The organism is Microbacterium sp. 4NA327F11, assembly GCF_005503465.1.
Taxonomy (GTDB): Bacteria; Actinomycetota; Actinomycetes; order Actinomycetales; family Microbacteriaceae; genus Microbacterium; species Microbacterium ginsengisoli.
The window spans coordinates 194678-220933 of sequence record NZ_SCOB01000001.1 but is presented as its reverse complement, the minus strand read 5'-3'; the positions used below and the strand labels follow the sequence as shown (position 1 = coordinate 220933).

29 protein-coding genes are annotated in these 26256 nt (G+C 71.2%); 11 read left to right on the top strand and 18 right to left on the bottom strand.

The genetic code is table 11. The annotated features are described in order from the left end of the window. The first annotated feature begins 23 nt into the window (after positions 1 to 23). Both FFS51_RS01060 and FFS51_RS01055 read left to right on the top strand, forming a co-directional pair. A complete protein-coding gene (locus FFS51_RS01060; protein WP_045247953.1) occupies positions 24 to 1310 on the top strand; it encodes an adenylosuccinate synthase in 1287 nt (428 codons plus the stop codon). A gap of 8 nt (positions 1311 to 1318) precedes the next feature. Next, entirely contained in the window at positions 1319 to 2533 is a 1215-nt protein-coding gene (locus tag FFS51_RS01055; RefSeq protein ID WP_137877232.1) for a lactonase family protein, read from the top strand. A 48-nt stretch (positions 2534 to 2581) separates the two neighbouring features. Here FFS51_RS01055 and FFS51_RS01050 read toward each other — a convergent pair whose 3' ends face one another. Both FFS51_RS01050 and FFS51_RS01045 read right to left on the bottom strand, forming a co-directional pair. Continuing rightward, on the bottom strand, positions 2582 to 3220 hold the full coding sequence (locus FFS51_RS01050) for an alpha/beta hydrolase (protein ID WP_045247955.1): 639 nt from the start codon (positions 3218 to 3220) through the stop codon (positions 2582 to 2584). 64 nt (positions 3221 to 3284) lie between these two features. Continuing rightward, positions 3285 to 3863: an NADPH-dependent F420 reductase gene (locus FFS51_RS01045; protein ID WP_137877231.1), complete on the bottom strand. Its 579-nt coding sequence runs from the start codon at positions 3861 to 3863 to the stop codon at positions 3285 to 3287. A gap of 106 nt (positions 3864 to 3969) precedes the next feature. Here FFS51_RS01045 and FFS51_RS01040 point away from each other — a divergent pair, with 106 nt between their 5' ends. Further along, positions 3970 to 4479, top strand: coding sequence for a MarR family winged helix-turn-helix transcriptional regulator (locus FFS51_RS01040; RefSeq protein ID WP_045247957.1), 510 nt, complete (start codon positions 3970 to 3972; stop codon positions 4477 to 4479). A 42-nt stretch (positions 4480 to 4521) separates the two neighbouring features. Here FFS51_RS01040 and FFS51_RS01035 read toward each other — a convergent pair whose 3' ends face one another. Further along, a complete protein-coding gene (locus FFS51_RS01035; RefSeq protein WP_045247958.1) occupies positions 4522 to 5676 on the bottom strand; it encodes an AI-2E family transporter in 1155 nt (384 codons plus the stop codon). Between the two features lie 82 nt (positions 5677 to 5758). Between FFS51_RS01035 and FFS51_RS01030 the strand changes: the two genes are divergently transcribed. Then, on the top strand, positions 5759 to 6058 hold the full coding sequence (locus FFS51_RS01030) for a chorismate mutase (protein WP_045247959.1): 300 nt from the start codon (positions 5759 to 5761) through the stop codon (positions 6056 to 6058). 159 nt (positions 6059 to 6217) lie between these two features. After that, entirely contained in the window at positions 6218 to 7588 is a 1371-nt protein-coding gene (locus FFS51_RS01025; RefSeq protein WP_212742760.1) for a cell division initiation protein, read from the top strand. 19 nt (positions 7589 to 7607) lie between these two features. Here the strand turns inward: FFS51_RS01025 and FFS51_RS01020 are convergent, their stop codons facing one another. The 7 genes from FFS51_RS01020 to purL all read right to left on the bottom strand — a co-directional run bounded on the left by FFS51_RS01020 (position 7608) and on the right by purL (position 13553). Continuing rightward, the gene (locus FFS51_RS01020; protein ID WP_045247960.1) at positions 7608 to 7826 is read right to left on the bottom strand and encodes a hypothetical protein; all 219 of its coding nucleotides are present in this window, start codon (positions 7824 to 7826) and stop codon (positions 7608 to 7610) included. Positions 7827 to 7876: 50 nt separating this feature from the next. Beyond that, positions 7877 to 8905, bottom strand: a complete 1029-nt coding sequence (locus tag FFS51_RS01015; RefSeq protein ID WP_137877230.1) for a hypothetical protein — start codon at positions 8903 to 8905, stop codon at positions 7877 to 7879. Between the two features lie 3 nt (positions 8906 to 8908). Next, entirely contained in the window at positions 8909 to 9298 is a 390-nt protein-coding gene (locus tag FFS51_RS01010; protein WP_045247961.1) for an SHOCT domain-containing protein, read from the bottom strand. 162 nt (positions 9299 to 9460) lie between these two features. Further along, positions 9461 to 10219 (bottom strand): GNAT family N-acetyltransferase, encoded by a 759-nt coding sequence (locus FFS51_RS01005; RefSeq protein ID WP_431463289.1) that lies wholly within the window; start codon positions 10217 to 10219, stop codon positions 9461 to 9463. Positions 10220 to 10283: 64 nt separating this feature from the next. Next, positions 10284 to 11042: a hypothetical protein gene (locus FFS51_RS01000; protein ID WP_137877229.1), complete on the bottom strand. Its 759-nt coding sequence runs from the start codon at positions 11040 to 11042 to the stop codon at positions 10284 to 10286. 37 nt (positions 11043 to 11079) lie between these two features. After that, positions 11080 to 11211 (bottom strand): hypothetical protein, encoded by a 132-nt coding sequence (locus FFS51_RS14945; protein WP_048808975.1) that lies wholly within the window; start codon positions 11209 to 11211, stop codon positions 11080 to 11082. Beyond that, positions 11208 to 13553, bottom strand: coding sequence for a phosphoribosylformylglycinamidine synthase subunit PurL (gene purL, locus FFS51_RS00995; protein ID WP_137877228.1), 2346 nt, complete (start codon positions 13551 to 13553; stop codon positions 11208 to 11210). Before purL ends, FFS51_RS14945 begins: the two co-directional genes overlap by 4 nt. 163 nt (positions 13554 to 13716) lie before the next feature. On the opposite strand from purL, the gene FFS51_RS00990 reads away from it, so the two are divergent. Continuing rightward, on the top strand, positions 13717 to 14178 hold the full coding sequence (locus tag FFS51_RS00990) for a hypothetical protein (protein WP_137877227.1): 462 nt from the start codon (positions 13717 to 13719) through the stop codon (positions 14176 to 14178). Between the two features lie 86 nt (positions 14179 to 14264). On the opposite strand, the gene FFS51_RS00985 is transcribed toward FFS51_RS00990, so the two are convergent. Further along, complete coding sequence (locus tag FFS51_RS00985) at positions 14265 to 14801, bottom strand: hypothetical protein (RefSeq protein ID WP_048808977.1); 537 nt, start codon at positions 14799 to 14801, stop codon at positions 14265 to 14267. A 178-nt stretch (positions 14802 to 14979) separates the two neighbouring features. On the opposite strand from FFS51_RS00985, the gene FFS51_RS00980 reads away from it, so the two are divergent. From FFS51_RS00980 to FFS51_RS00960, 5 genes are all read left to right on the top strand, one after another. After that, on the top strand, positions 14980 to 15573 hold the full coding sequence (locus tag FFS51_RS00980; protein ID WP_045247965.1) for an RNA polymerase sigma factor: 594 nt from the start codon (positions 14980 to 14982) through the stop codon (positions 15571 to 15573). Beyond that, positions 15570 to 16064, top strand: coding sequence for a DUF3108 domain-containing protein (locus tag FFS51_RS00975; RefSeq protein ID WP_137877226.1), 495 nt, complete (start codon positions 15570 to 15572; stop codon positions 16062 to 16064). The genes FFS51_RS00980 and FFS51_RS00975 overlap by 4 nt, the downstream gene beginning before the upstream one ends. A 138-nt stretch (positions 16065 to 16202) precedes the next feature. Then, positions 16203 to 16787: a hypothetical protein gene (locus tag FFS51_RS00970; protein WP_137877225.1), complete on the top strand. Its 585-nt coding sequence runs from the start codon at positions 16203 to 16205 to the stop codon at positions 16785 to 16787. A gap of 44 nt (positions 16788 to 16831) precedes the next feature. Beyond that, on the top strand, positions 16832 to 17179 hold the full coding sequence (locus FFS51_RS00965) for an ArsR/SmtB family transcription factor (RefSeq protein WP_137877224.1): 348 nt from the start codon (positions 16832 to 16834) through the stop codon (positions 17177 to 17179). Positions 17180 to 17232: 53 nt separating this feature from the next. Beyond that, positions 17233 to 18210 (top strand): SRPBCC family protein, encoded by a 978-nt coding sequence (locus FFS51_RS00960; RefSeq protein WP_137877223.1) that lies wholly within the window; start codon positions 17233 to 17235, stop codon positions 18208 to 18210. 24 nt (positions 18211 to 18234) lie between these two features. Here FFS51_RS00960 and FFS51_RS00955 read toward each other — a convergent pair whose 3' ends face one another. The 7 genes from FFS51_RS00955 to FFS51_RS00925 are packed head-to-tail and all read right to left on the bottom strand — an operon-like array spanning position 18235 to position 26194. Continuing rightward, the gene (locus FFS51_RS00955; protein WP_056206216.1) at positions 18235 to 18912 is read right to left on the bottom strand and encodes a response regulator; all 678 of its coding nucleotides are present in this window, start codon (positions 18910 to 18912) and stop codon (positions 18235 to 18237) included. Continuing rightward, positions 18909 to 21446: an ATP-binding protein gene (locus FFS51_RS00950; RefSeq protein ID WP_137877222.1), complete on the bottom strand. Its 2538-nt coding sequence runs from the start codon at positions 21444 to 21446 to the stop codon at positions 18909 to 18911. The genes FFS51_RS00955 and FFS51_RS00950 overlap by 4 nt, the downstream gene beginning before the upstream one ends. A gap of 25 nt (positions 21447 to 21471) precedes the next feature. After that, entirely contained in the window at positions 21472 to 22086 is a 615-nt protein-coding gene (gene kdpC / locus FFS51_RS00945) for a K(+)-transporting ATPase subunit C (protein WP_137877221.1), read from the bottom strand. A gap of 19 nt (positions 22087 to 22105) precedes the next feature. Next, a complete protein-coding gene (kdpB, locus tag FFS51_RS00940; RefSeq protein WP_137877220.1) occupies positions 22106 to 24232 on the bottom strand; it encodes a potassium-transporting ATPase subunit KdpB in 2127 nt (708 codons plus the stop codon). Between the two features lie 2 nt (positions 24233 to 24234). Beyond that, entirely contained in the window at positions 24235 to 25917 is a 1683-nt protein-coding gene (kdpA, locus tag FFS51_RS00935) for a potassium-transporting ATPase subunit KdpA (protein WP_137877219.1), read from the bottom strand. Beyond that, positions 25917 to 26006 carry a potassium-transporting ATPase subunit F gene (locus FFS51_RS00930; protein WP_045247975.1) on the bottom strand — a complete coding sequence of 30 codons (90 nt, stop codon included), beginning with the start codon at positions 26004 to 26006 and terminating at the stop codon, positions 25917 to 25919. The genes kdpA and FFS51_RS00930 overlap by 1 nt, the downstream gene beginning before the upstream one ends. Beyond that, positions 26003 to 26194 (bottom strand): hypothetical protein, encoded by a 192-nt coding sequence (locus FFS51_RS00925; protein WP_045247976.1) that lies wholly within the window; start codon positions 26192 to 26194, stop codon positions 26003 to 26005. Before FFS51_RS00925 ends, FFS51_RS00930 begins: the two co-directional genes overlap by 4 nt. Positions 26195 to 26256: the final 62 nt, after the last annotated feature.

Here is a 26256-nt window from a genome sequence, read left to right as displayed (position 1 = left end):
CCTCTGCTAGGTGAGGAGCCACCATGCCCGGAATTGTCATCGTCGGCGTGCAGTGGGGTGACGAGGGGAAGGGCAAGGCCACCGACCTGCTCGGCGACCGCACCGACTGGGTCGTCAAGTTCAACGGAGGCAACAACGCCGGCCACACCGTCGTGATCGGCGACGAGAAGTACGCGCTGCACCTCCTTCCCTCCGGCATCCTGTCGCCCGGCGTGAACCCCGTCATCGGCAACGGCGTTGTCGTCGACCTCGAGGTGCTGTTCTACGAGCTCGAGGCGCTCGCCGCCCGCGGTCTCGACACGTCGCGCCTGCGCATCAGCGCGAACGCCCACATCATCACGCAGTACCACCGCACCCTCGACAAGGTGACCGAGCGCTTCCTCGGCAAGCGCCAGATCGGCACGACCGGGCGCGGCATCGGCCCCGCCTACGCCGACAAGATCAACCGTGTCGGCATCCGCGTGCAGGACCTCTTCGACGAGAACATCCTGCGTCAGAAGGTCGAGGGCGCCCTCGACCAGAAGAACCACCTGCTGGTGAAGGTCTTCAACCGTCGCGCGATCGCCGTCGACGAGATCGTCGACGACCTGCTCTCCTACGCCGAGCGCCTGCGCCCGATGGTCGCCGACACCGCTCTGCTGCTCAGCGAGGCGCTCGACGCGGGCGATGTCGTGGTGTTCGAGGGCGGACAGGCCACGATGCTCGACGTCGACCACGGCACGTACCCGTTCGTCACGAGCTCGTCGGCGACGGCCGGCGGCGCCGCGACCGGTTCCGGTGTCGGCCCGAACCGCCTCGACCGCATCGTCGGCATCGTGAAGGCCTACACGACGCGGGTCGGCTCGGGTCCCTTCCCGACCGAGCTGTTCGACGAACAGGGCGAATGGCTGCGATCGCGCGGCTTCGAGTTCGGCACGACCACCGGCCGTCCGCGTCGGGTGGGCTGGTACGACGCGCCCATCACCCGATACGCGACGCGCATCAACGGCATCACCGACCTCGTGCTCACCAAGCTCGACATCCTCACCGGCCTCGACGAGATCCCGGTGTGCGTGGCCTACGACGTCGACGGTGAGAGGTTCGACGAGGTGCCGGTGAACCAGAGCGACTTCCACCACGCGACCCCGATCCTGGAGTACTTCCCGGGCTGGAGCGAGGACATCTCGGGTGCCCGCACCTTCGACGAGCTTCCCCTCGAGGCGCAGGACTACGTGCTCGCGCTCGAGCAGATGAGCGGCACCCGCATCTCGGTGATCGGTGTCGGCCCCGCGCGCGACGCCGTCATCGTGCGCCACGATCTCGTCGACTGACCCGCGCCATGCGGTTCTGGCTCGGCGGGTACGGCGCCGACATGGGCGGCGAGGCCGCCGGCATCGGCGAGCTGCGCGCCGGTGAGGTGATCGACCACCTCGCGGGCGGGCCGTTGGCCTTCGCCGGCACGGCGGCGGCGGCATCCTCGCCGTCGTGGCTCAGCGCCCACCCGAGGCTCGACGTCGTCTACGCGGCACTCGAGGGACAGGGGGCCGTGCAGGCCTTCCGTCGCACGAGCGAGCGCGGCTTCGCCCGCCTCGGCGATCCGGTTCCCGCCGGCGACCTGGTCTGCCACGTCGCCGTCGACCCCGACGGCACGCGGCTCGTCGCGAGCTGCTGGGGGGACGGTCGTGTCGTGGCGATGGGGCTGGATGCCGCGGGCCGCCCGCATACGCCGGAGATCGCGGCGTCGGCCGGGGATCCGTTCTCGTCCGGCGACCCGTTCGCGGTCGCGGGGGAGTCGGTGGGCCGGGCACCCGCGCGCCCCGCGGTGGACGCGATCGATCTCGCCGCTGCGGCGCGCGCCCTGCGTGAGGCGGCGGGGGCGGAGTTCGCGCATCTCGTTCCCGACTACGCCGAGCCCGAGGCATCCGTCGAACCCGCCGTCGTCGTCGAGGTCGACCCCGAAGTGCGCGTCTCGCGCGCCCACCATGCGACCTTCCTGCCGCGCGGACTCGTCGCCACCACCGACATGGGCTTCGACCTGGTGCGGTTCTGGCGACCGTCGGGGTCGCGGCTGCGTCCGGTCGGAGAGGTCGTGCTCCCGCGGGGCAGCGGGCCGCGGCACGCGGTCTGGCACCCGAGCGGTCACCTGTACGTCGTCACCGAGCTGAGCGCCGAGCTCTTCGCGCTCGCGCCGGATGCGTCGGGTGCGTGGCGCATCGTGGCGGGTCTGTCGCTGGGTGCGCCCGCCGGCGACCTCGCGGCGGGCATCGTGCTCTCTCGTGATGCCGAGCGGGTCTACCTGGGGTTGCGGGGCAGCGACACGATCGCCACCGTGCGCGTGGCCGGCACCGGCACCGATCTCACCCCGCTCGCCCTCGTGGAGTCGGGGGTGAGCTGGCCGCGCGACCACACCGTGCAGCGCGACACCCTGCTTGTCGCAGGCGAGCGCAGCGGCAGCATCGCGTCGCTCGCACTCGACCTACGCACGGGCGTACCGGGACGCGTGCGGCACCGCACCGAGGCGCCGAACCCCACACGCATCCTCGTCGCGCGCTGAGCGCCACGGCAGGCGCCCACCGGCGGGGCAGCGTGCGCATGAGCGGTGTCAGATCGTCGACGCTCCGAGCGGCACGGCGGCCGCGAGGAACACGGCGAGATCATCGAGCACCCGCTGATCGATCGTGTGGCCGAGCCCGGGATAGACCCGAGCGGTGAGGGTCGTGTGCGAGGGGAGCCAGGCCTCGGTGCGTTCGACGGCCGGGGTCGCGATGACGCGGTCGGCGTCACCCCGCGCCCAGAACGCCTCCGGCTTCATGCGGCGAAGCAGCGGGTCCGCCGGCTGTGCGGCGCCGAGCACGAAACCCCCCAGCACCGCGGTGGCGGCGACCCGTTCGGGGCGGGTGCGCAGCAGCTGGCTCGCCATGAGTCCTCCCTGCGAGAAGCCGATCGGCACGATCCGGGCATCGGGCAGCAGGTTCTCCTGGACCCAGGTCCAGATCGCCTCGGTCGCCTCGACGACGGGCTGCGGGTCGGGGGAGCCGGGCACCGTGACAGGGAACCACGCGGCTCCGCCCTGGGGTAGGGCCAGCGGCGCGCGCAGGGACACCCACGGGAGTCCCGCGGTGAGGCGGTCGCCGATGCCGGCGAGGTCGCGCTCGCTCGCTCCGTAGCCGTGCAGCAGCAGGGCGACGACGGGAGCGCTGGTGGCGAGAGGGTCGGATGCCGCGGTCTCACGGATCAGCATGGGGGGAGCCTTTCGAGCGGAGCGAGGTCGAGCGGGCGGGGGCCTTGGCCCCCGCCCGGACGGGTCAGCGGACGACCGCGAAGCCGCCGGTCCACGAGATGACCTCGCGGACGGCGAGGGTCAACTGGAGGAAGCCGAGGGCCTCCAGTTCGTGTGCACGGGAGAGTGCGCCGGCGTCGATCGCCTGCACGCCCCCGGCGGCGATGGCCGCGATGAGCGCGCTCTTGGCCTCGGCGGAGTCGCCGGCGACCTGCACGGTGGTGGGCGCTCCACCGACCGTCTTCGCGACGAGCGTTGCGGCGAAGGTGGTGTTGAACGCCTTCACCACCGAGCTCTGCGGAAGCGCGGCCTGGATCTCAGCGGCAGCGGAGGACCCGGCCGGCACGACGAGCGAGTCGAAGGTCTCGAAGTTGAGCGGGTTGGTGATGTCGACGACGGTCTTGCCCGCGAGCTGCTCGCCATACGCCGAGAGGATGCCCGCGACGGCCGGGTAAGGCACGGCGAACACGACGATGTCGCCGACGATCGGGGCGGTGCCCGACTCCTCGGCGGAGATGTAGGTGACGCTGCTGCCGCCCTCGGCGAAGACTCCGCCGATCGCGTTCGCCATGTTGCCGGTGCCGAAGATCGTGACGTGGGCCATGGGGTTCCTTCCCTCGTGCCCCGCGACGACGGGGCATTGCTTGTAGATACAAGTGTTACCGTACGCCCACTTACTTGTAATTGCAACCAACTGCTAGGATGGCCGCATGCCGGCCGAGGGACTGCGATATGAGGAGCGCGTCTCGGTGGCGCGCCTGCACGCACTGCTCGAGCTGCTGCCGCGCACGCTCGACCAGCAGATGGCCGCGAGCGACCTCACTTCGTTCGAGTACACGCTGCTCGAGGCCCTCCACGAGGCGCCCGCCCGCCGGTTGCGACTGACCGCACTTGCGTCGCGCACGAACGCCACCCTGCCGCGACTGTCCCGCGTCGTGACCGGTCTCGAACGCAAGGGCCTCGTCGATCGGGCGCCCTGCGCCGAGGACGGCCGGGCGACCAACGCGGTGCTCACGAGCGCGGGCGAGCAGCGCTTCGCGGATGCGCGACCGCGCTACGAGGAGGCGGTGCGCTCGTTCGTCCTCGCCGACCTGGACGACGCGGACGTCGACGACCTCTCGCGCCTCGTACTCGCGATTCTCGGCCGGGTCGATCCCGACCGTCGGATGGCCGTCACCGCCGCGGGCGATCCCGCCTGCGCGGCCGACCCGGCACGCTGAGTCCGACCGCGCTCGTGGGCGCCGGGGGATCCCCGTGCCCGGTCAGACCTTCGCGTCCTGTCTCGGGATGATGACCTTCTTGATGATCAGCAGGATCGATGCGGTCACCGGGATCGCCACCAGCGCGCCGAGAAGACCCAGCAATGTGCCGCCGACGAGGGCGCCGATGACGACGAGCGATCCGGGGATCGAGATCGCGCGGTTCATGATGCGCGGCGTCAGCACGTACGCCTCGACCTGCATGTAGATGAGGTAGAGGGCCGCGAACACGAGCGCGCCCACCGGGCTCGCGAACAGCGCGAGCGACGAGCCGATCACCCAGAACGCCACCGTTCCGACCAACGGGATGAGGGTGATGCAGAACGCGATCACCGCCATCAGCAGCGGGAAGGGGAGCCCGAGGAAAAAGTAGAGCAGCCCCGCGAACAGCGAGTTGAAGAACGCGAGGATGACCATCCCCATGAGGTACCCGCCGATCGACTGCGTGATCTGATCGGTCAGGTCGGCGACGCTCTCCCGGCCGTGGGCGGGAACGAGGCGGTAGAAGGCCTGCTTGATGACATCCAGGCTGGCGATGAAGTAGAGCGTCAGCACGAGCACGATGATGATGCCCGAGATGGTCGAGATGACCGACACCGTCACCTGCAGCACGCCGCCGCCGATCGCGGTGAGGTTCGCCGGGTTCGTCAGGAACCCCTGCACCTGGCTGACGATCTCGCCGACATTGCTGCCGAAGTTCGCCTGCAGCCAGGCGTAGAGGTCCGACGCCTGGAAGTCGCGGATGAGGCTCGGCACGTTGGCGACGAAGCCGGCGATCTGCGTCACCACGGTCGGGACGATCAGCAGCAGCACGCCGGCGAGCACGACGGCGAAGCCGGCGAAGACGATGACGATGCCCCACACCCGGGCCAGTCCCCGACGCTCGAGCGCGCGCACCACCGGGTCGAGTCCGAGGGCGGCGAACAGGGCGAACACGATGTAGATGAGCACCGTCGACAGGTTCGAGATCGCGAGCCCGAGCACGAGTGCGACCAGACCGCCGAGGGTGAGGAAGAAGCCGAACGCGAACGGATTGCCGATCGCGGCCATGGCGCGCCCGGCGGTCGTCTTCGGCCTTCGGGAGGCCGCGGCATCTCTCGATGCGGTCGTGGCGGACGAGGATGCCTCGGTGGACACCTCTGCGGGAGCGTCGCTCATGGCTCACACTCTAGGGCTGCGGCGCACCCCGCGCGGATCGCGCCGAGGCGGAGGCGCTAGGGTCGAGCGCGAGGAGGCCATCTTGTCCGACACCACCGACCCGCGCGTCGCGCTCAGCCGCCTGCGCGCCAGCATCGACAACATCGACGCCGCCCTCATCTATCTGCTCGCCGAGCGGTTCCGCAGCACCACTCAGGTCGGCCATCTCAAGGCCGAGCACGGCATGCCTGCCTCCGACCCGGCACGTGAGGAGCAGCAGATCGCCCGACTGCGCGCGCTCGCCGCCGACGCCGACCTCGACCCCGCCTTCGCCGAGAAGTGGTTCAACTTCGTGGTGGCCGAGGTCATCCGCCACCACACCGCCGCCGCCGACGCGCGCTGAGCGTTCCTCTCGGAAGATCCATCGCCTGGGGGATGAATCCCCCAGGGCTCGCCCCCTACGATGGACGCGAATCCTGCACGTCGCGCTCCGCACGCGCGCGCTCAGGAGCGCTTCGCCGGCGGAGCGCATGACCGACCTCGACGAGTAAGGCGCCGCATCATGAGCGACACCCCCGCGCAGCAGGGCAGCAACGGATCCTTCGACCAGCTCATCCAGAGCGGCGGCGAACACACCTATTTCACCGTCGGGTTCCGCGGATACGACCGACAAGAGGTCGACACCGCGCTCGCCGACCTGCAGGGCAAGCTGCAGCGCGCGACGGCTGATCTCGCCGCCGCCGCCGAGCGCCGTGACGCCGACGTCGAGGCGGCACGCGCGGAGGAGCGCGTAGAGGCCGACAAGGCGAAGGCGGAGGCCGAGAAGGCGAAGGCGGAGGCCGAGAAGGCGAAGGGTGCGAGCGCCAAGGCCGACGCCGACCGTGAGAAGGCCACCGCGAAGCTCAAGGCCGACCTCGCCGCTGCGGAGGCGCGCGCCGCCGATGCCGAGGCGCGGGTGACCGCGCTGACCACCGAGTTCGCCGAGGGCGGTCTCGAGCGCGACGGCGACGAGCCGCAGAGCCGGCAGCAGTTCGAGGCGGTGCTGCACGTCGCGGAGGAGCAGGCGAACCTGCTCATCCAGAACGCCGCGCAGCAGGCCGAGCGCCTGCTCGCCGCCGCCCGTGAGGAGATCACCGAGCGTCGTGCGACGCTCGACTCCGACACCGCCCGCATCCTCGCCCAGGCGCAGCACGACGCCGACCAGGTGCGCCTGAAGATCGACACCGAGTACACCGCCCACGAGGCCCGCATCGAGCGCGAGGCCGCGCACGCCGCGGAGAAGGTGACGCAGGCCGAGCAGGAGGCCGCGGCCATCCGCACCGAGGCCGAGAAGGGCGCTGCGGCGCTGCGCTCGATGGTCACCCGCGAGACCACCGAGCAGCGCGCCGACGCCGAGCGCGACGTGCGCGAGATGAACGCCCGCGTGCTCGAGTTCGAGGAGGCGCTCACCCGCCGTCAGGACGACGCCCAGCAGGAGTTCCTCGTGCTGCACAACCAGGCGGTCGCCCACGCCGAGCGCATCACCTCCGACGCCAACGAGCAGGTCGCCGCGTCGCTCGACCACGCGCAGCGCATCTCGGCGAAGGCCGATGACTACGAGAAGCTCATGCGCGCCCAGGCGTCGCAGATCGAGGCGGACAGCCAGCTCCGCGCCCGCGAGACTGTCGACAAGGCGAAGCTCAAGGCGCAGAAGATCGTCGACAGCGTGATCGGACACACCACGACGGTGCTGCGCGACGCCGAGGACCGCACGCGGCAGCTGCGCTGGCAGCAGCAGCAGCTCACCAGCTTCATGGCCGAGGTGCGCGAGCTCATCCGCCCCGAGACCGGTGTGATCTCCGAGGAGCCGGAGTTCGCGGCCGAGACGGAGTCGGCGGCCGAGGAGGCCTCGACGACGGAGGAAGCCGTCGAGGGCGAGCACGTCGAGTCCTGACGGCGCGCCAACGCCCCTGTCAGTCGCGACGTCGGCGTCGCACCAGATCGGATGCCGCGGCCACCAGGCCGATCGCCACGCCGGAGATCGCGATCCACATCCCGATACGGTGCACTCTCGCGCTGTCGTCGGCGAGCAGGTCGAGTCTGCCGGCGGCGATCATCACCATGACGCCGACGGCACAGGTCGCGATCGACAGGACGATGAGCGTGCGGCGGGCGCCGTCGGGGAGGATCACCTCTCGACGCTAATCGGCGACGCCGAGACGGTGCCGGGAGAATCCACAGCTCAGGCCGTGGACGTCCTCGTGGTCCAGGTGCGCACCTTCGCCCGGATCGCGCGTGCCGGGCGCCAGGGGCCTGCGATCCACACCGCGACCGCACCGAGCACGCCGCCCGCGCACGTCCATGCCGCGACCGAGACCATGCCGTCGGTGACGACCGAGAACAGGGCCGCGGAGGCGGCATCCGAAATGCCCTGCGGAGCCAGTGCGGCGCTGACGATGGATGCCGCGACGGCGCGCCCGATGATGAGGATCAGCGTGCCGAGCGCGAGGGCGAGGCCGGCGACGACGGCCGCCCGGTGGCGGCGGCGGGCCAGCAGGATGCCCGCGACCAGGAGCACCGCGGCGGCGAACGGCAGCCACGCGCCGACGGCGACCGCGACCGCGTAGCCGGTCTGCGCGGTCGGCAGTGCATCGGCCTGGGCGATCGGGATGGTGCGCTGCACCGCCGGGATCTGCGCGGCGAACGGCACCTGCGAGTCGATGAGGTGCTGGCGGACCGCGGCGACGACGGGGCCGAGCTCGAGCCCGATGGTGCCGTCGGAGGCGACCGAGACGAGCGCGTTCGGGTCGCCCTGCATCGTCTTCACCAGCTGGGCGTGGGTGGTGCGCAACGCGGTCGAGAAGACGGTCGCGAACGCGTCGGATGCCACGAATCTCGCGACGTTCGTGCGCACGACCGACTCGAGGCCCTGCGCGGCGGGTCCCTTGAGGGCGTCGAGCGCCCGGGTTGCGAGAGGGCCGGTGCCGAGCGAGGTGATGCCGTCGATGACCTGGCCGGCGATCGCCGTGTAGTCCACGTGCTGGGCGATGACCGTCATCGTCGCGTCGGTGACGCTCTGCTGCACGGCGGGGTCGTGCGCGAGCGGGGCGTAGGCGGCGACGAACGCGTCGGTGTCGACGAGCTGCACCCGGGCCCAGCCCGTGATGATCGACAGCGGCGCGAGCACGAGCGCGATCGTGAGCACCAGCCCCGACGCGAACGACCGCCCCCAGGCGCGGGCGCGCGACGGGGACGGTCGTTCGTCGGTCATCGGTCAGCCCGCGAGCGCGCGCGCCTTGAGCGACTCGTACTCGGCTGCCGTGATCGTTCCGGCGTCGAGCAGCGCCTTCGCCTTCGCGATCTCATCGGCCGCGCTCGTTCCCGACACGGAGCGGATGTAGTCGTCGGCCGCCTCCTGCGCCTTCGTGGCCTGGGCGCGGCTGCGCTCGGCCATGCCCTGACCGCGCGCGATCAGGTAGACGAGGGCGGTCAGGAACGGCACGAAGATCAGGAAGAGGATCCACAGCGCCTTCCACCAGCCGTTGAGCGTGTGGTCGCGGAACAGGTCACCGATGATCGAGAACAGCGCCATCAGGTAGGCGACGAATACGAAGATCGACAGGAACCACCACAGGAGGCTCCCGAAGTTCGACAGGAAGTCCATGATTCTTACCCCTTTCGCCGGCGGGCACCGGCATCAACAGGTGCCCCCCGGCACCCGGTTTCAGTATGGCGGAAACCGGGTGCCGGCGTGGGGTTCGATCTGCGGCCCCCGACTGCTGCGGCGACGTCGAGCGGATCGCCCGCCTCGACGTCTCGCGAGCGACTAGGACGGGTCGAACGCCGGTGTGCGCACTGCGGCGAACGTGGTGTGCCGGCGCAGGACGAAGCCGAGCCTCTCGTAGGCGGCGATCGCGCCCACGTTGGTCGCCGCCGCGTGCAGCAGCGCGCGGTCGCCGCGCTGCTGGATGTGGAACGCGACGTCGAGCACGAGCCGTGACGCGAGCCCCTGGCGACGATGGTCGGCATCGACCGACACCGCGCTGATCTCGGTCCAGCCGGACGGGTGCAGCCGCTCACCGGCCATGGCGATGAGGCGTCCGTCGCGGCGGATGCCGATGTAGCGTCCGAGCTCGTGGGTGCGGGGGAGGAAGGGTCCCGGCTGGTTGCGTTCGACGATCGCGAGCATCTCGGGCACGTCGTCGGCACCGAGCAGCACCGCTTCGGGCTCCGGGCGGGGGGAGAGGACGTCGGTCTCGACCAGCTGCACGCCCGACCCTCCGCCGAGCACCTCCCAGCCGTCCGGCAGTGCGTCGGGGGCGCCGTTGAGGCCGATCTCGGCCGACGGCCCGACCAGGCGGTGCAGTCGATCCCACACCCCGGGGTCGTTCCAGTCGCGCACCGCGACGAAGGGCGCGACGTCGCCGGGATAGCGTCGCGCGAGATCGTCGCCGAGGGCGAATCGCGCGTGCGGGCCGGCCAGGGAGAACCATGCCGGGTTGTCGAGCACCTGCACGTCACTCGCGGACAGCCGCGGCGTCGGAGCCGCCGCGGCGGGGGAGGAGGTCGGGGGAAGGGAGCTCACGCGCTCATTCTCGGAAGCTCCCGCCCGGGCCTACAACCCGCACTGTCACCCGCCGCAACGTGCCTCACGCGCGGTCGGGACCGGAGGTCGCCTCGTGCGCCGTCGGAGTCGCCTTCGGCGCGGTGATCTCGAGGGCGACCTTCTTCTCGAGCACGTCGAGCGCCTCGTCGGAGAGCGAGATGAGCCCGTCGAGCTCCTCGCGCACACGCTGGTAGGCGAGCTGGCGCTCGGCGGGCGTCGCCGCCTCGTCGACGGCGACCGTCAACAGCTGCTGCGCCGTGTGCAGGCGCTTGCGCTCTGCCTCGGTGAACCCGGAGTCGCGCAGGCGTCGTGCATCGCGCTCGGCGAGATCGAACGCGACCTCGTAGTCGGTGACGGCCTCGCGGTACTCGCGCAGCTCGTCCGCGGACACCTTGCGACCTTCGGCGGGCCGCAGCCGGTCGGCCTTCTTCCCGGCGCGCAGGAACGCGGCCGTGAGCGGCTGACGACCGTCGCTCATCGCGGGGTACGCGATCGCCTTCGAGACATCCAGCTCGTAGTCGAGCCACCGCCGGCGCACCTCGTCGTGATCGGCGAACAGCTGGGCGAGCGGGGAGAGCGCGGCATCCTTCTGCGCGGGACGCGTCGATCCGACGGCCTTCGGATCCTTCCGGGCGGCGATCTGCGCCGCCCGGATCTCGCCCTTCGTGCGCAGCACCTCGAGGCGTCGTTCGTGGCGCCGCCGGGCATTGCGCTCCCAGCCGCGGCCGGCCGCCGCGACCACCCCGAACAACGGGAACGCCAACCACCAGTAGTGCGCGGCGAAACCCCAGAACTGGTCCACGCCCTCATCGTAACCGCGCCCGCGCGCGGCCCGCGGGTCAGTGGATCAGCAGCGAAACGACGGTCGCGCCGCCGCCGACGAGCACGAGCGCGATGATCACGACCCACGCGACGATGCGCGTGCGGGTCGTGTAAGGGCGCTCGCCCAGGTCATCGGGTGAATCGCTCATCGCACGACCTCCGGCTCCGTCACGATCGCGCCGAACGCGGCCGGCAGCGTGCCGGTCGACAGTGACCGCAGCTCGGGCACCGGCAGGGTGAACAGGCCCTGCACCTCTAGGGCGCTGGCCGAGCCGTCGGCGGGGGCGTCGGTCACCCCGATGCGCAGCACCGGGTAGCCGCGCCCCTCGCAGAGCCCGCGGAACTTGACGTCCTCCTCGCGGGGCACGGTCACGAGCACGCGGCCGGTCGACTCCGAGAACAGGGCGGATGCCGCATCCACCCCGTCGCGCTCGATGATCTCCGTCAGCCACACCCGCGCGCCGACGCCGAAGCGCAGCACGCCGTCGGTGAGGCTCTGCGCGAGCCCGCCCTCGGACAGGTCGTGGGCGCTGGAGACGAGACCCTGGTCGCCCGCTGCGCGCAGCAGCTCGGCGAGGCGCTTCTCGGCCGCGAGGTCCACCTTCGGCGGACGGCCGCCGAGGTGTCCGTGCACCGTCTGCGCCCACTGCGAGCCGCTGAGCTCGGTGGAGGTGACCCCCAGCAGGTAGATGTTCTCGCCGGCGTCCTGCCAGCCCGACGGGATGCGCGCCGCGACGTCGTCGATGATGCCGAGCACGCCGACGACGGGGGTCGGGTGGATCGGGGTGTCGCCGGTCTGGTTGTAGAAGCTCACGTTGCCGCCGGTGACGGGGATGCCGAGCTCGAGGCAGCCGTCCGACAGGCCCTCGACGGCCCGTGAGAACTGCCACATGACCTCGGGGTTCTCGGGGCTGCCGAAGTTGAGGCAGTCGGTGACAGCCGTGGGCACGGCGCCGGTGACGGCGACGTTGCGGTAGGCCTCGGCGAGGGCGAGCTTCGCGCCCTCGTAGGGGTCGAGCTGGCAGAAGCGGCCGTTGCAGTCGGTCGCGATCGCGAACCCGAGACCCGACTGCTCGTCGACGCGAACCATGCCCGCGTCATCGGGGAACGAGAGGGCCGTGTTGCCGAGCACGTAGTAGTCGTACTGGTTCGTGACCCACGAGGCATCCGCGAGGTTCGGGCTCGAGACCAGCGCGGTGAACTGCGCACGCAGGATGTCGGCGTCGGCGCTGCGCTCGAGGGCGGCGGCGGAATCGTCCTGCAGGGCGTCGATCCACGTCGGGTATGCCACCGGACGCTCGTAGACCGGGCCGTCGACCGCGACCGTCGAGGGGTCGACGTCGACGATCTTCTCGCCGTGCCAGAAGATCTCGAGACGACCGTCGCCGGTGACCTCGCCCAGCACGCTCGTCTCGACGTCCCACTTGCCGGTCACAGCCAGGAACTCGTCGAGCTTCTCGGGGCGCACGATCGCCATCATGCGCTCCTGGCTCTCGCTCATGAGGATCTCCTCGGGCGTGAGCGAGGGGTCGCGCAGCAGCACCTTCTCGAGGTCGACGCGCATGCCCGAGCCGCCGTTCGCGGCGAGCTCGCTCGTGGCGCACGAGATGCCGGCGGCGCCGAGGTCCTGGATCGCCTCGACCAGCTCGTCGCGGTAGAGCTCGAGGCAGCACTCGATGAGCACCTTCTCGGCGAACGGGTCGCCGACCTGCACGGCCGGGCGCTTGGTGGGGCCGCCGTCGGCGAACGTGTCGGACGCGAGGATGGATGCCCCGCCGATGCCGTCGCCGCCGGTGCGGGCGCCGAACAGCACGACCTTGTTGCCGGGGCCGACCGCGTTCGCGAGCTTCAGGTCGTCGTGGCGCAGCACGCCCACGGCGAGCGCGTTGACGAGCGGGTTGCCCTGGTAGACCGCGTCGAACACGGTCTCACCGCCGATGTTCGGCAGGCCCAGGCAGTTGCCGTAGAAGGAGATGCCGCTGACGACGCCGTGCACGACGCGGGCAGTGTCGGGGTGATCGATCGCACCGAAGCGCAGCTGGTCCATGACGGCCACCGGGCGCGCGCCCATCGAGATGATGTCGCGCACGATGCCGCCGACGCCGGTCGCGGCGCCCTGGAAAGGCTCGATGTAGCTCGGGTGGTTGTGCGACTCGACCTTGAAGGTCACCGCCCAGCCCTCGCCGATATCGACGACGCCCGCGTTCTGGCCCATGCCGACCATGAGGCGCTCGCGCATCTCGTCGCTGACCTTCTGGCCGAACTGGCGCAGGTAGATCTTGCTCGACTTGTAGGAGCAGTGCTCGCTCCACATGACCGAGTACATCGCCAGCTCTCCGCTGGTGGGACGGCGGCCGAGGATCTCGCGGATCTGCGCATACTCGTCGGGCTTGAGACCGAGCGCCGCGTACGGCTGCTCCTTCTCGGGGGTGGCTTCGGCGTCGGCGACGGTGTCGGCGATCTTGCCGAGGGGAGCGGCGGAGGTGCTCACGCGGCTGGTCTCCAAGAATCGAGGGCTGCCGGGGATGCGGCAAGTCTAGCCGGGGCGCGCGCCGGCGCACCCGTGCCGGACGCGCGTGAGGATCGGGCGCGCGGGCGCATGGGATCCGTGAGGGGCGGGGGATGCGGCATCCCGTCGCCCCTAGACCGGAGTCATGACACTCACCTCCCTGTTGCCCACCCTGCGCGACTCTCTGCCGGCGCCCCTCGCGGGCGACGCCTGGCCCGCCCGCACCCACGCGACCCCGCGCGACGTCGTGATCGCCGGCGTCTCGGTGCTGCGCTACGCGGAGCTGTGCGGCACCCCGTGCGTGACGACGGCGCCCGCGATCGTGCCGCTGTCGGGCGGCGTCCCCTCGGCGACAGCGTCGACGAGCGTGCTCGTGGCGGCGGTCACCGGTTGCGACGACGGGATGCTGCGCCTCGACGCCCGTCTCGACGAGCTCGCGCCGTGCTGGGCCGAGGCCCGACTGCTCGGGCGCATCTCGCACGCCGCGGAGCGCCGGTGGCGGCTGGGTGCCTGCACCGTGGTGCTGCCCGCCGACCTCGGTGTCGGCGATGTCGTCGCGCTGCCGTGTCCGGGCGCCGTCGGGCTCGGCGACATCCGTCCGCGGTGAGCCTGCTCATGACGGTGCTGCGGGCGCGGCGGTGCGAGCAGCGGCGACAGGGTGCTGACAGACGAACGGGATGCCGCGGCATCCGCTCAGTAGACGACCTGCACCGAACGCGTCTGGTCGTTCATGACCGCGCCGACGTAGCTGCTCGATGACGCGAAACCGACGCTCGACCCGGTGAACGACGTGTTCTGCCACACCTTGACCCGGCAGCTCGAGAAGCCCTGGAACGAGCTCACCCTGCCGTACCAGCCGACGCCGATGTCGGCGACGCCGCGCACGCCGACCGCCGACGAGCAGCCAGATGATCCCCACACCTCGTAGTACGCGCCGCCGTAGTCGGCGTTGTCGTAGAGCCGCGCGAGCAGGTAGCTGACCGTCGTCGCACGACCCGCGTCGGTCTCGTCGCCGTCGACGATCGTGTAGCCGGTCTGCGCGGTGACTGCGGCGTGGAGGTCATCGCCCGCGGGGGCGCAGATCGTGAGCCCGGACTCGAGGAAGACGCCGCAGTTCTCGCCGCCCCCGGCATCCGCCCGGGCCGGCGTCGCCGAACTGACCACGAGCGCGGCGCCGATCAGCACACCCACCAGCTCTGCGACATGACGCCGCGCGAAACGTTCCCCCATCATCTCCCCCTGATGATCGGCCCTTGCGAGGGCTCCCCGAGCCGATCGTGGCGCACGGGCGCCTGCCGGGTCAAACCCGCGCGCAGCGGGCATCCTGGTGCGGAGGCCGTCGTGCGGGAGCCGCGAAAAAAGTCCAGAAGAATCTGAGACGAATCCGAGGCGACGGGCATTACCAGGTATGACGGCTGAGCTGAGCGCGACGGAGACCGATGTCTCCGACGACCGCGCGCTGCTCGCGGCCGTCTCCACGGGCGACTCCCGCGCGTTCGGCGCGCTGTACGACCGTCATGTCGCCACCGTCTACCGGTTCGCCGCGAGCCTCGGCCTCGACCCCCACGCCGCGGAGGACGTCACCCAGGACGTCTTCGTGGTCGCGTTCGAGAAGGCCCACGCGATCCACCTGGTCGGCGGCTCCACGCTGCCGTGGCTGCTCGTCACGTGCCGCAACGTCTCCCGCTCGCACATCCGCAAGCGCGTGCGGGACCAGCAGCGATCGACCGATCTCGACGACACCGTGGCCACCCGCGCCCCCGGACCCGCCGAAGAGATCGAGCGGCGCCTGCTCTCCGACGCCATCGCCTCCGCGATCTCGGCCCTCTCGTTCGACGACCAGTGCCTGTTCGACCTGTGCATCGAATACGGGTTCAGCTACGCGCAGGCCGCCGAGGCCTTCGACGTGTCCCACGGCGTCATCCGCAATCGGCTGTCCCGTATCCGTGCGCGCCTGCGGGCGGCGCTCACGCCCGGCGAAGAGGAGGGGTCGACATCATGACTCTTCAGCTTCCCCCGACCGACGAGCAGATCGCGCGCATGCGTCGCGAGGTGCTCACGATCATCGCCGTGCGTCGCACGCGTCGCCGCCGCCGATTCTGGTGGGTCGCGGGTGCGACGGCCCTCGTGCTCGCCGCCTCGACGGCGGGCGTCGCGGCCCTGTTCGCCTCGGTCGACGACCGCAACGTGACGTTCGACTGCTACACGAGCACCGATCTGACGTCGAACCACAGCACGTCCACGTCGGTCGAGACCGACCGTGACAAGAACACCGAACTGTCGATGGCCGACCGTGTCGCGACCGCTCTCGCCGTGTGCGAGGCGAGCTATACGGCCGTGCGCACGGGCGAGGACGCGCCGGCGGGGCCGTACGTGCCCAACCCGACGGCCTGCGTGCTGTCGGACCGACGGATCGCCGTACTTCCGAACGCGGCCGGCAAGGACGATGCGTCCTTCTGCGCCGCGCTCGGACTCACAGCCCCCGGGCGGTAGCCCGGGGGTGGGGCGGAGTACCCGACGCGATGGTTCTTGGGGGCGCGTCGGGTGCTACCGCCGTCGTGAGCGGATGCCGCGGCATCCGTTGTGCGCCGTCGGACCACGTGCTGTGATGTTGCTATGAGGGAGTCGACGATGACCGCTCGATCGTGGGTCGTTGCCGGGGCGCTGCTGGTGATCGGTGCGCTCTGGACCTCGCAGACGGCGATTCCGCGTGGTGGCACCCCGCCGATCGCGCCCGCGCTCACGGCGGCGGCGTACGCGCTCTTCGCGGTGGGCTTCACCCGGGCGGCGAGCGTCACCGGCCGGCGCCCGCTCGGCACGGTCGCCCTGCTCGCACTCAGCGCGCTGGTGCTCGTGCAGGGGTACGTCGACCCGACTCCGGCGAACGAGGCACTGACCGTGGCCGGCGGCGCGGAGATCGCGCTCTACAGCCTCGCGCTGCTGGTGCTCATGCTGGGTGCCGCGATCGTCGCCGCGGTCGAGATCGCTCGGGTTGATGTCGTCCCGCGCCCGTGGCGCTGGGTTCCGCTCGGGGGCGCCGTGGCGTTCGCCGTGATGCAGGCGGTGGTGTGGGTGATGCCCGCGCCGCTGACCGAGGCGTGGATGACCGTGGTCGGCGTCGTCTCGGGAGTCGTGTGGCTCGGCGTGCCGCTGCTCCTCGGCTTCGTGGCGATCTTCCTCGGTGTGGAGCGCGCCGCCGATCGCGCGCGGGCGTGATCGGGGCTTGACGCTGTCCGGCGCGCGTCGTAACCTACAACCAAATGGTTGTATTTACTGAACTCGCCGACGCCGACGTGGACCGCATCTTCCGGGCCCTCGCCGACGCCACGCGCCGCGACATCCTGCAGCGCACCCTCACGGGTGAGCAGACCGTCTCGGCGCTCGCCGCGGCCTACGACATGAGCTTCGCCGCCGTGCAGAAGCACGTCGCCGTGCTCGAGGCCGCCCACCTCGTCGTCAAACGTGCGGAAGGGAGGGAGCGACTCGTGCGCGCCGATCCCGACACCATCGCGCGGGCGCGGCGCCTGCTGGCCGAGTACGAGCGCGTCTGGCGCTCGCGCATCGACCGGCTCGACGCTCTGCTCGCCGAAGACGCCACCCCCGCCTGATCCCCCCGAAGGACGCCGCGCCGCGGCATCCGCCCCGAAAAGAGGAGCTCGCCATGCCCGTCACCTCCGTCACCGTCGACCCCGAGGCCCTCACCCTCACCCTCATCGCCGACGTCGCCGCCACCCCCGAGCGGCTCTGGCGCGCGTTCACCGAACCCGCCCAGCTCGAGCGCTTCTGGGGCCCGCCCGGATGGCCGGCCTCGTTCACCCGCTTCGACTTCACGGTCGGCGGCATCGCGAGCTACCATATGACGGGCCCGCGCGGAGTGCTCGCGCACGCCCGGTGGGAGTTCCTCGTCATCGACGCCCCGCACCGCTTCGAGGTGCTCGACACCTTCGCCGACGAGAACGGCGACAGCGTGCCCGACATGCCCGGCATGCGGGCGACGTTCGCCGTCGAGCCCACCCCGACCGGCGCACGCCTGGTCAGCGTCTCCCACTTCGTCTCGGTCGAGGCGCTCGAGCAGATGCTCGCGATGGGCATGCGCGAAGGCTTCACCATGGCGATCAGCCAGCTCGACGCGGTGCTGCGCGACCTGCGTGACTACGCCCTCGGCGCCGGGACCCAGGTCGAGGTTCTCGACGACACCCACGTGCGCATCACCCGACTCATCGAAGGCCCCCGTGAGCTGGTGTGGCGCGCGCACCACGAGCCAGAGCTGCTCAAGACCTGGCTGCTCGGCCCCGACGGGTGGGAGATGACGATCGCCGAACCCGGGCTCGCTGCGGGCGACACCTACCGCTACGCGTGGGCTCCCGTCGAGGGCGGCGAGGGCCAGGCGTTCGGGTTCGAGGGCGACACGCTCGTCGTCGACGCCCCGCGCCGCGTCGTGACCACCGAGCGCATGACCGGCATGCCCGGACCGTCGACCCTCAACGACCTGACTCTCTACGAAGAGGACGGCGTCACCCTTCTCACGCTGCTGATCGAATACCCGGATGCCGCGACCCGCGACATGATCCTCGGCACCGGCATGACCGAGGGCATGGAGCGCAGCTACCAGCGGCTCGACGCGCTCGCCGCCGTCTGACCGCGCGCCGCCTGGTGCCGGACGCTAGTCGCCCGGCACCAGGCGGTAGCCCATGCCCTGCTCGGTGAGGAGGTGCACCGGGTGGGCGGGGTCGGCCTCGAGCTTCTTGCGCAGCTGCGACATGTAGAGGCGCAGATACCCGGTGTCGGCGATCTGCTCGCTCGCCCAGATCTCCTTCAAGAGCGTCTGCCGGGTGACCAGCGCGTCGGGGTTGCGGGCGAGGAACTCCAGCATCCGCCACTCGGTCGGCGTCAGATGCACGCGCGCGCCCGCCCGCGTCACCGACTTGGCGGCCAGGTCGATCGTCACGTCGGCGAAACGCACCACCGGCTCGCCCGCGGCATCCGGTCGCCGACGCGCCAATGCGCGCAGCCGCGCCAGCAGCTCGTCGACCTGGAACGGCTTCGTGACGTAGTCGTCGGCGCCGGCGTCGAGCGCCTCCACCTTGTCGGCCGAGCCCGTGCGCCCCGAGACCACGATGATCGGCGCGGTCGTCCAGCCGCGCAGCGCCTCGATCACCTGCACGCCGTCGAGCCGCGGCATCCCGAGATCGAGCAGCACGATGTCGGGATGCGCCTGCGCGGCGAGCGTCACCGCCGCCGCCCCGTCGGGCGCGGCGATCACCTCGTAGCCGTGCGCCGACAGCGTGATGCGCAGCGCCCGCACGAGCTGCGGGTCGTCATCGGCCACCAGAACCTTCATCGCGCCCCCTGCGTCGTCGTCTCGGCGACCGGCTGCACCGGCAGTTCCACGACCATCGTGAGCCCGCCGCCCGGGGTGTCCTCGGGGGTGAGCGTGCCGCCCATGCCCTCGGTGAACCCGCGGGAGATCGCGAGCCCGAGACCGAGGCCGGTCGTGTTGTCGGTGTCGCCCTGCCGCTGGAACGGCGCGAAGATGTCGTCGCGGCGGTCGGCCGGCACCCCGGGGCCGCGGTCGATCACCCGGATCTGCGCGAGCTCGCCCAGCCGGCTCGTCGTGACCACCACATGGGTTCCGGGTGCCGCGAAGCGGCGCGCGTTGGCGAGGAGGTTCACGAGCACCCGCTGCAGCAGCACCGGGTCGGCGACGAGCGGCGGCAGGTCGGGATCGAGCGCCACCTCGACCTCGTCGGGGCCGTAGCCGAGCTCGTCGAGCGCCGCCAGCAGGGCGCCGGCGGCATCGACCGGCGCGAGCGACACCGCCAGCACCCCCGCCTGCACGCGGCTCACATCGAGCAGGTCGGTCACGAGCATCGACAGGGTGCGCAGGCTCTCGTCCGCGGTCTCGAGCAGCTCGGCGCGGTCGGTCGGGCTCAGCCGCACATCGGCCGCCCGCAGCCCGCCGACGGCCGCGACCGCCGCCGCGAGAGGCCGGCGCAGGTCGTGGCTCACGGCCGACAGCAGCGCCGAGCGCACCTGGTCGGTCTCGGCGAGGGCGTCCGCCTCGCGTGCGGCCGCGGTCAGTTCGAGATGGTCGATCGCGGCGGCGAGCTGCGCGACGATCACATCGAGCAGCCGACGGGATGCCCCATCCGGCTCGTCGCCCGTCAGCTCGAGCGTCGCCCGCGGCGCGCCGCCCACCCGCGCCCCGACCGGGAGCCGCGTGCACGCGGCGTTCGCGGGCGCCGGCCCGTCGGCGACATCCTCGGCCAGCACTGTGCCGCCCTCGCCGACCAGCCGCACCGCGTGCAGCCCGAACGCCTCACGGGCGCGGCTGACGAGCGCCTCGACGGCACTGTCGCCGCGCAGCACGCTGCCCGCGATGGTGGCGAGCAGACGCGCCTCCGCCGTCGCGCGCTCGGCGACCCGGGCACGCCGGGCCGCCTGGTCGACGATGTAGCTCACCAGGATCGCGATGACGACGTAGAGGCCGAGGGCGAGCGCGTGCAGCGGATGGGCGATCGTGATCGTGAACAGCGGCTGCACGAACAGGTAGTCGAGCGTGAATCCCGACAGCACCGCGGCGAACAGTGCCGGCCAGATACCGCCGACGAGCGCGACGATCACGACGAGCAGCTGGTAGGCGAGCACGTCGGAGGTGATCGAGTCGTCGCTGCGGAACGAGAACAGCAGCCACGACAGCAGCGGCCCGCCGACAAGCGCGACGGCGAACCCGAGCAGGCGCCGCCCGCGGCTGAGCGCCCCGCCCCGCACGCGGGGGAGGCGCAGCTTCCCGCCCGCCGCCGAGTGGGTGACGATGTGCACGTCGATGTCGCCCGAATCGCGGATGACCGTCGCGCCGATGCCCGACCCGGTGAGTGCCGCGCTCATGCGGCTGCGGCGGCTGACGCCGATGACGAGCTGGCTCGCGTTCACGCTGCGCGCGAACTCCACCAGGGTGTGCGCGACGTCGTCGCCGACGAGCTGGTGATAGGTGCCGCCGAGCTGCTCGACGAGTGCGCGCTGGGTGGCGAGCGCCCCCGGCGTCGCCCCCCGCAGGCCGTCCTGGCTGAGCACGTGCACCGCCAGCAGCTCACCGCCCGCCGAGCGGGCCGCGATGCGGGCGCCGCGACGGATGAGCGTCTCGCCCTCCGGCCCGCCCGTGAGCGCGACCACGACGCGCTCACGCGTCGTCCAGGTGCCGTCGATGTCGTGCTCGGCGCGGTACTGCTTGAGCGCGGAGTCGACCTCGTCGGCGAGCCACAGCAGCGCGAGCTCGCGCAGCGCCGTCAGGTTTCCCAGCCGGAAGTAGTTCGACAGCGCGGCATCCACCCGCTCCGCCGGGTAGACGAGACCGGCCGACAGGCGGTCGCGCAGCGACTGCGGGGCGAGGTCGACGACCTCGATCTGGTCGGCGCCCCGCACCACTGCATCGGGCACCGTCTCACGCTGCACGGTGCCGGTGATCTGCTCGATCACGTCGCTGAGAGAGGCGATGTGCTGCACGTTGACGGTCGTGATCACGTCGATGCCCGCGTCCCGCAGCTGCTCGACGTCCTCCCACCGTTTCGCATGCGCCGACCCGGGCGCGTTCGTGTGGGCGAGCTCGTCGATGAGGGCGACCGACGGATGCCGCGTGATCACCGCCTCGACGTCGAGCTCGTCGAGGCTCACCCCGCGGTGCCGGTCGCGTCGCAGCCGAACGACCTCGAGACCCCGGGTCAGCGCGGCGGTGGCCGCGCGCCCGTGCGTCTCGACGACGCCGACGACGACATCGGCGCCCTCGGCGGAGAGCCGGTGGCCCTCCTCGAGCATCGCGTAGGTCTTGCCCACGCCGGGGGCGGCCCCGAGCAGGACCCGCAGTCGCCCCCGTCGCATCGTCGTCCGTCCTTCGCCCGAGGTCTCAGTGCGAGAGCGCGTCGAGCGCCAGGTTGAGCTCGAGCACGTTCACCCGGGACTCGCCGAGGTACCCGAGGTCTCGCGGCTCGATCTTAGACGTGACCAGCTGCTGCACGACCTGTTCGCTGAACCCCCGTTCGCGGGCGATGCGGGCCACCTGCAGGTCGGCGTAGGCCACCGAGATGTCGGAGTCGAGACCCGAGCCCGACGCGGTGATCGCGTCGGCGGGAACGAGCGACGGGTCGACGCCCTCGAACGCGGCGACGGCCGCCCGGCGCCCGGTGATCGCGTCGACGAGCTTCTGGTTGGTGGGGCCGAGGTTGGAGCCGCCCGAGGCCGTCGGGTCGTAGCCCTCGCCCGCCGCGGACGGCCGCGGCTGGAAGTACCGCGGCGAGGGGTTCCCCTCGGTGTCGAGGAACTGCTGGCCGATCAGGGAGCTTCCGACCGTCTGTCCCGACGAGTCGGTGACGAGCGACCCGTTCGCCTGCCACGGGAACACCAGCTGGCCGACCGCGGTCACCACGGCGGTGTAGCCGATGCCGAGGATCAGCGTGAAGACGAGCATCGCACGGACGGCGACGCCGAAGGTGCGCAGCGAGGTGCGCGAGAGCGTGGACATGTCTGTCTCTTTTCTTCGGTCAGAAGCCGGGGATGAGGCCGACGACCAGGTCGATCAGCTTGATGCCGATGAACGGGGCGATGACACCGCCGATGCCGTAGACGAGCAGGTTGCGGTTGAGGATGCGCGCGGCGCTCGCCGGCTTGTACGCCACCCCGCGCAGGGCGAGGGGCACGAGGGCGATGATGACCAGCGCGTTGAAGATGATGGCGCTGGTGACCGCCGAGGCGGGTGAGTGCAGCCCCATGATGTTCAGCGCCGCCAGGCCCGGGAACACCGTCATGAACATCGCCGGGATGATGGCGAAGTACTTGGCGACGTCGTTCGCGAGCGAGAAGGTGGTCAGTGCGCCGCGCGTGATGAGCAGCTGCTTGCCGATGCGCACGATGTCGATCAGCTTCGTCGGGTCGGAGTCGAGGTCGACCATGTTGCCGGCCTCCTTCGCCGCCGACGTTCCCGTGTTCATCGCCACGCCGACATCGGCCTGCGCGAGTGCGGGGGCGTCGTTCGTGCCGTCGCCGGTCATCGCGACGAGCCGCCCGCCCTCCTGCTCCTTCTTGATCAGCGCGAGCTTGTCCTCCGGGGTCGCCTCGGCGAGGAAGTCGTCGACCCCCGCCTCCGCGGCGATCGCCTTCGCCGTCAGCGGGTTGTCGCCCGTGATCATGACGGTGCGGATGCCCATCGCCCGCAGCTCGGCGAACCGCTCCTTCAGGCCGTCCTTCACCACGTCCTTCAGGTGGATGACGCCGAGGATCGCGCCGGTGCCCGCGGCATCCAGGGTCGCGACGACGAGCGGGGTGCCGCCCGATCCGGCGATCTGGTCGGTGATGCGAGTGAGGGTCTGGCGGGTGTGGTCGGAGATCTCCACGCCCGCGCCGGTCAGCCACGCCGTGACGGCGGAGCCGGCGCCCTTGCGCACCGCGGTGCCGTCGTGGAGGTCGACGCCCGACATGCGCGTCTGCGCGGTGAACGGCACGAACACGGCGCCGGCCGGCAGCTCCGCACGGATGCCGCGGCTCGTCGCCAGCTCGACGACCGAGGTGCCCTCGGGGGTGGGATCGGCGAGCGACGAGAGCGCCGCGGTCTGCGCGAGCACCTCGTCGCCGACGCCGGGCATGCGCACGAACTCGGTCGCGCGACGGTTGCCGTACGTGATGGTGCCGGTCTTGTCGAGCAGCAGCGTCGACACGTCGCCGGCAGCCTCGACCGCACGGCCCGACATCGCCAGCACGTTGCGCTGCACGAGACGATCCATGCCGGCAATGCCGATGGCGCTCAGCAGCGCGCCGATCGTCGTCGGGATGAGGCACACGAGCAGGGCGACGAGCACCGGGATGCCCACCGGGGCGCCCACGGCGGCCGCGATCGGCTGCAGCGTCAGCACCACGATCACGAACACGATCGACAGGCTCGCCAGCAGGATCGACAGCGCGATCTCGTTGGGCGTGCGCTGACGAGCCGCGCCCTCGACGAGCGCGATCATGCGGTCGACGAAGGTCTCGCCCGGCTTCGCGGTGATGCGCACCACGATGCGGTCGCTGAGCACGCGGGTGCCGCCGGTGACCGCACTGCGGTCGCCGCCCGACTCGCGCACGACCGGTGCGGACTCGCCCGTGATCGCCGACTCGTCGACCGTCGCGATGCCGTCGACGATGTCGCCGTCGCCCGGGATGAGCTCACCCGCGGTCACGACGACCACGTCGCCGAGCCGCAGCTCGGCCGACGCGATCTCGACGGTCTCGGCCGCGGTGGCCGCGGCATCCGTCGCCGGATCGTAGGCGACCACCTTGCGGGCCAAAGTCGTCGTGCGGGTCTTGCGCAGCGACGCGGCCTGCGCCTTGCCGCGACCCTCGGCGACCGACTCGGCCAGGTTCGCGAACACGACCGTCAGCCACAGCCAGATCGCGATGCCCCAGGTGAATCCTGCGGGAACGGCCGGTCCGTCCTGGTGCAGGAACGGCTCGGCGATCGCGATGAGCGTCGTGAGGGCGGCGCCCACCCAGACCAGCAGCATGACGGGGCTGTGCCACTGGGTGGCGGGGTTGAGTTTGCGCAGGGCGCCGGGAAGCGCCTGCAGCACCTGTTCACGGCTGAACGCGCGCGAACGGGGAGTCGCCTTCTCGGCGACCGGAGCGGTGGTGGTCATGATCAGGACAGTCCTTCTGCCAGGGGCCCGAGCGCGAGCACGGGGAAGTAGGTGAGAGCGGTGAAGATGATCGACACGCCGATCAGCAGGCCCACGAACTGGGGGCGGTGCGTCGGCAGCGTGCCGGCCGTCGTCGGGAGCGTGCCCTGGGCGGCGAGGGATCCGGCGAGGGCGAGCACGAGCACGATCGGCACGAACCGGCCGAGCAGCATCGCGACCGCGAGGGCAGCGTTCAGCCATCCGGTGTTCGCTGTCAGTCCGGCGAACGCGGAGCCGTTGTTGTTCGCGGCCGAGGTGAACGCGTAGAGCACCTCGCTGAAGCCGTGCACGCCGGGGTTCAGCATCGACACGTTCTCGATCTCGTCGCGGATCGGCGGGATCGCGAAGCTCGCGCCCACGCCCAGCAGCACGAGGGTCGGGGTGGCGAGCAGGTAGAGGCTCGCGAGCTTGATCTCGCGGGGGCCGATCTTCTTGCCGAGGTACTCGGGTGTGCGCCCGATGAGCAGACCGCCCACGAAGACGGCGATGATCGCGAGGATGAGCATGCCGTAGAGACCCGAGCCGGTGCCGCCGGGGGCGACCTCGCCGAGCATCATGTCGATCATCGGGATCATGCCGCCGAGCGGCGTGAACGAGTCGTGCATCGAGTTGACCGCGCCCGTCGAGGTGAGTGTGGTGGTCGAGGAGAACAGGGCCGATCCGAGGATGCCGAACCGCTGCTCCTTGCCCTCCATCGCCCCGCCCGCGGCCTGTGCCGCCGCGCCGAGGCCCGACGCCTCCAGCCAGCTCACCGCGACGATCGACGCGAGGAACAGGGTGCCCATGACCGAGACGATCGCGTAGCCCTGGCGGTTGTCGCCGACCATGCGACCGAACGTGCGCGGCAGCGCGAACGGGATCGCGAGCATCAGCACCATCTCGAGGAGGTTGGTCCACGGCGTGGGATTCTCGAACGGGTGGGCGGAGTTCGCGTTGAAGAACCCGCCGCCGTTCGTGCCGAGCTCCTTGATGGCCTCCTGCGAGGCGACGGTGCCGCCCGGGATCGACTGCGTCTGCCCGGTGACGGTGGTGACATCGGTCCACGACGACACGTTCTGGACGACGCCCGCGACGATCAGCGCGACCGCGGCGATGATCGAGACCGGCAGCAGCAGCCGCGAGATGACGCGCACGATGTCGACCCAGAAGTTGCCGATCGTGGTGGCTCGGCGACGCGCGAACCCGCGCACCAGGGCCACGGCGATCGCGATGCCGACCGCGGCCGACACGAAGTTCTGCACCGCGAGGCCGGCGAACTGCACCGTGTAGCCCATCGTCTGCTCGGGCGAGTACGACTGCCAGTTGGTGTTGGTGACGAACGAGATCGCGGTGTTGAACGCGAGACCCTCGGGAACCGCGGGAAGCCCCAGCGAGTACGGCAGCCACTGCTGCAGCCGCTCCAGGGCGTACACGAAGATCACGCCGACGAACGAGAACAGCAGCACGCCCCGCAGGTAGGCCTGCCAGGTCTGCTCGGATGCCGCATCCACCCCGATGACGCGGTAGATGCCGCGTTCCACGACGAGGTTCTTGCGGGCGGTGAAGATCCACGCCATGTAGTCGCCGAGGGGGCGGTACAGCACGACGAGGACGAGGATGAGGGTCGCGGCCTGTGCGATGCCGGCCCAGATGGTCGCGGCATCCATCAGAACTTCTCGGGGGCGACGAGGGCGACGACGAGGTAGGCGATCGCGGCGAGGGCGAGCACGGCCGCGACGATCGAGAAGACGATCACAGCTTCTCCACCCCCTTGGCGACGAGGGCGACGATCGCGAAGAGCGCGACGATGCCGAGGATGCAGATGAGATCGAGCACGAGGACTCCAGAGGTGCGGATCCGCGAGGACGCGGGTGCCCGGTGGGGGCACGACACCCGATCGAACACCGCCCGGAGCACCCCGGACGGCGTCCTTACGGAATCCATACGGCGCCCGCACGGGCGCTCACGGAATCCGTGCGCACGCGGCCCCACGCCCGCTGCGGCGG

What these genes read in the sequence shown, in the direction of transcription:
- FFS51_RS00960 (WP_137877223.1), top strand. Translation starts at nt 17,233, where the DNA reads ATGCCCGTCACCTCCGTCACCGTCGACCCCGAGGCCCTCACCCTCACC.
- FFS51_RS00965 (WP_137877224.1), top strand. Translation starts at nt 16,832, where the DNA reads ATGGTTGTATTTACTGAACTCGCCGACGCCGACGTGGACCGCATCTTC.
- FFS51_RS01060 (WP_045247953.1), top strand. Translation starts at nt 24, where the DNA reads ATGCCCGGAATTGTCATCGTCGGCGTGCAGTGGGGTGACGAGGGGAAG.
- FFS51_RS00980 (WP_045247965.1), top strand. Translation starts at nt 14,980, where the DNA reads ATGACGGCTGAGCTGAGCGCGACGGAGACCGATGTCTCCGACGACCGC.
- kdpB (WP_137877220.1), bottom strand. Translation starts at nt 24,232, where the DNA reads ATGACCACCACCGCTCCGGTCGCCGAGAAGGCGACTCCCCGTTCGCGC.
- FFS51_RS01025 (WP_212742760.1), top strand. Translation starts at nt 6,218, where the DNA reads ATGAGCGACACCCCCGCGCAGCAGGGCAGCAACGGATCCTTCGACCAG.
- FFS51_RS01035 (WP_045247958.1), bottom strand. Translation starts at nt 5,676, where the DNA reads ATGAGCGACGCTCCCGCAGAGGTGTCCACCGAGGCATCCTCGTCCGCC.
- FFS51_RS00950 (WP_137877222.1), bottom strand. Translation starts at nt 21,446, where the DNA reads ATGCGACGGGGGCGACTGCGGGTCCTGCTCGGGGCCGCCCCCGGCGTG.
- kdpA (WP_137877219.1), bottom strand. Translation starts at nt 25,917, where the DNA reads ATGGATGCCGCGACCATCTGGGCCGGCATCGCACAGGCCGCGACCCTC.
- FFS51_RS14945 (WP_048808975.1), bottom strand. Translation starts at nt 11,211, where the DNA reads ATGAGCGATTCACCCGATGACCTGGGCGAGCGCCCTTACACGACCCGC.
- FFS51_RS00985 (WP_048808977.1), bottom strand. Translation starts at nt 14,801, where the DNA reads ATGGGGGAACGTTTCGCGCGGCGTCATGTCGCAGAGCTGGTGGGTGTG.
- FFS51_RS00925 (WP_045247976.1), bottom strand. Translation starts at nt 26,194, where the DNA reads ATGGATTCCGTAAGGACGCCGTCCGGGGTGCTCCGGGCGGTGTTCGAT.
- FFS51_RS01010 (WP_045247961.1), bottom strand. Translation starts at nt 9,298, where the DNA reads ATGGACTTCCTGTCGAACTTCGGGAGCCTCCTGTGGTGGTTCCTGTCG.
- FFS51_RS00975 (WP_137877226.1), top strand. Translation starts at nt 15,570, where the DNA reads ATGACTCTTCAGCTTCCCCCGACCGACGAGCAGATCGCGCGCATGCGT.
- FFS51_RS00990 (WP_137877227.1), top strand. Translation starts at nt 13,717, where the DNA reads ATGACACTCACCTCCCTGTTGCCCACCCTGCGCGACTCTCTGCCGGCG.
- FFS51_RS00955 (WP_056206216.1), bottom strand. Translation starts at nt 18,912, where the DNA reads ATGAAGGTTCTGGTGGCCGATGACGACCCGCAGCTCGTGCGGGCGCTG.
- FFS51_RS01055 (WP_137877232.1), top strand. Translation starts at nt 1,319, where the DNA reads ATGCGGTTCTGGCTCGGCGGGTACGGCGCCGACATGGGCGGCGAGGCC.
- kdpC (WP_137877221.1), bottom strand. Translation starts at nt 22,086, where the DNA reads ATGTCCACGCTCTCGCGCACCTCGCTGCGCACCTTCGGCGTCGCCGTC.
- FFS51_RS01045 (WP_137877231.1), bottom strand. Translation starts at nt 3,863, where the DNA reads ATGGCCCACGTCACGATCTTCGGCACCGGCAACATGGCGAACGCGATC.
- FFS51_RS01050 (WP_045247955.1), bottom strand. Translation starts at nt 3,220, where the DNA reads ATGCTGATCCGTGAGACCGCGGCATCCGACCCTCTCGCCACCAGCGCT.
- FFS51_RS00970 (WP_137877225.1), top strand. Translation starts at nt 16,203, where the DNA reads ATGACCGCTCGATCGTGGGTCGTTGCCGGGGCGCTGCTGGTGATCGGT.
- FFS51_RS01015 (WP_137877230.1), bottom strand. Translation starts at nt 8,905, where the DNA reads ATGACCGACGAACGACCGTCCCCGTCGCGCGCCCGCGCCTGGGGGCGG.
- FFS51_RS01040 (WP_045247957.1), top strand. Translation starts at nt 3,970, where the DNA reads ATGCCGGCCGAGGGACTGCGATATGAGGAGCGCGTCTCGGTGGCGCGC.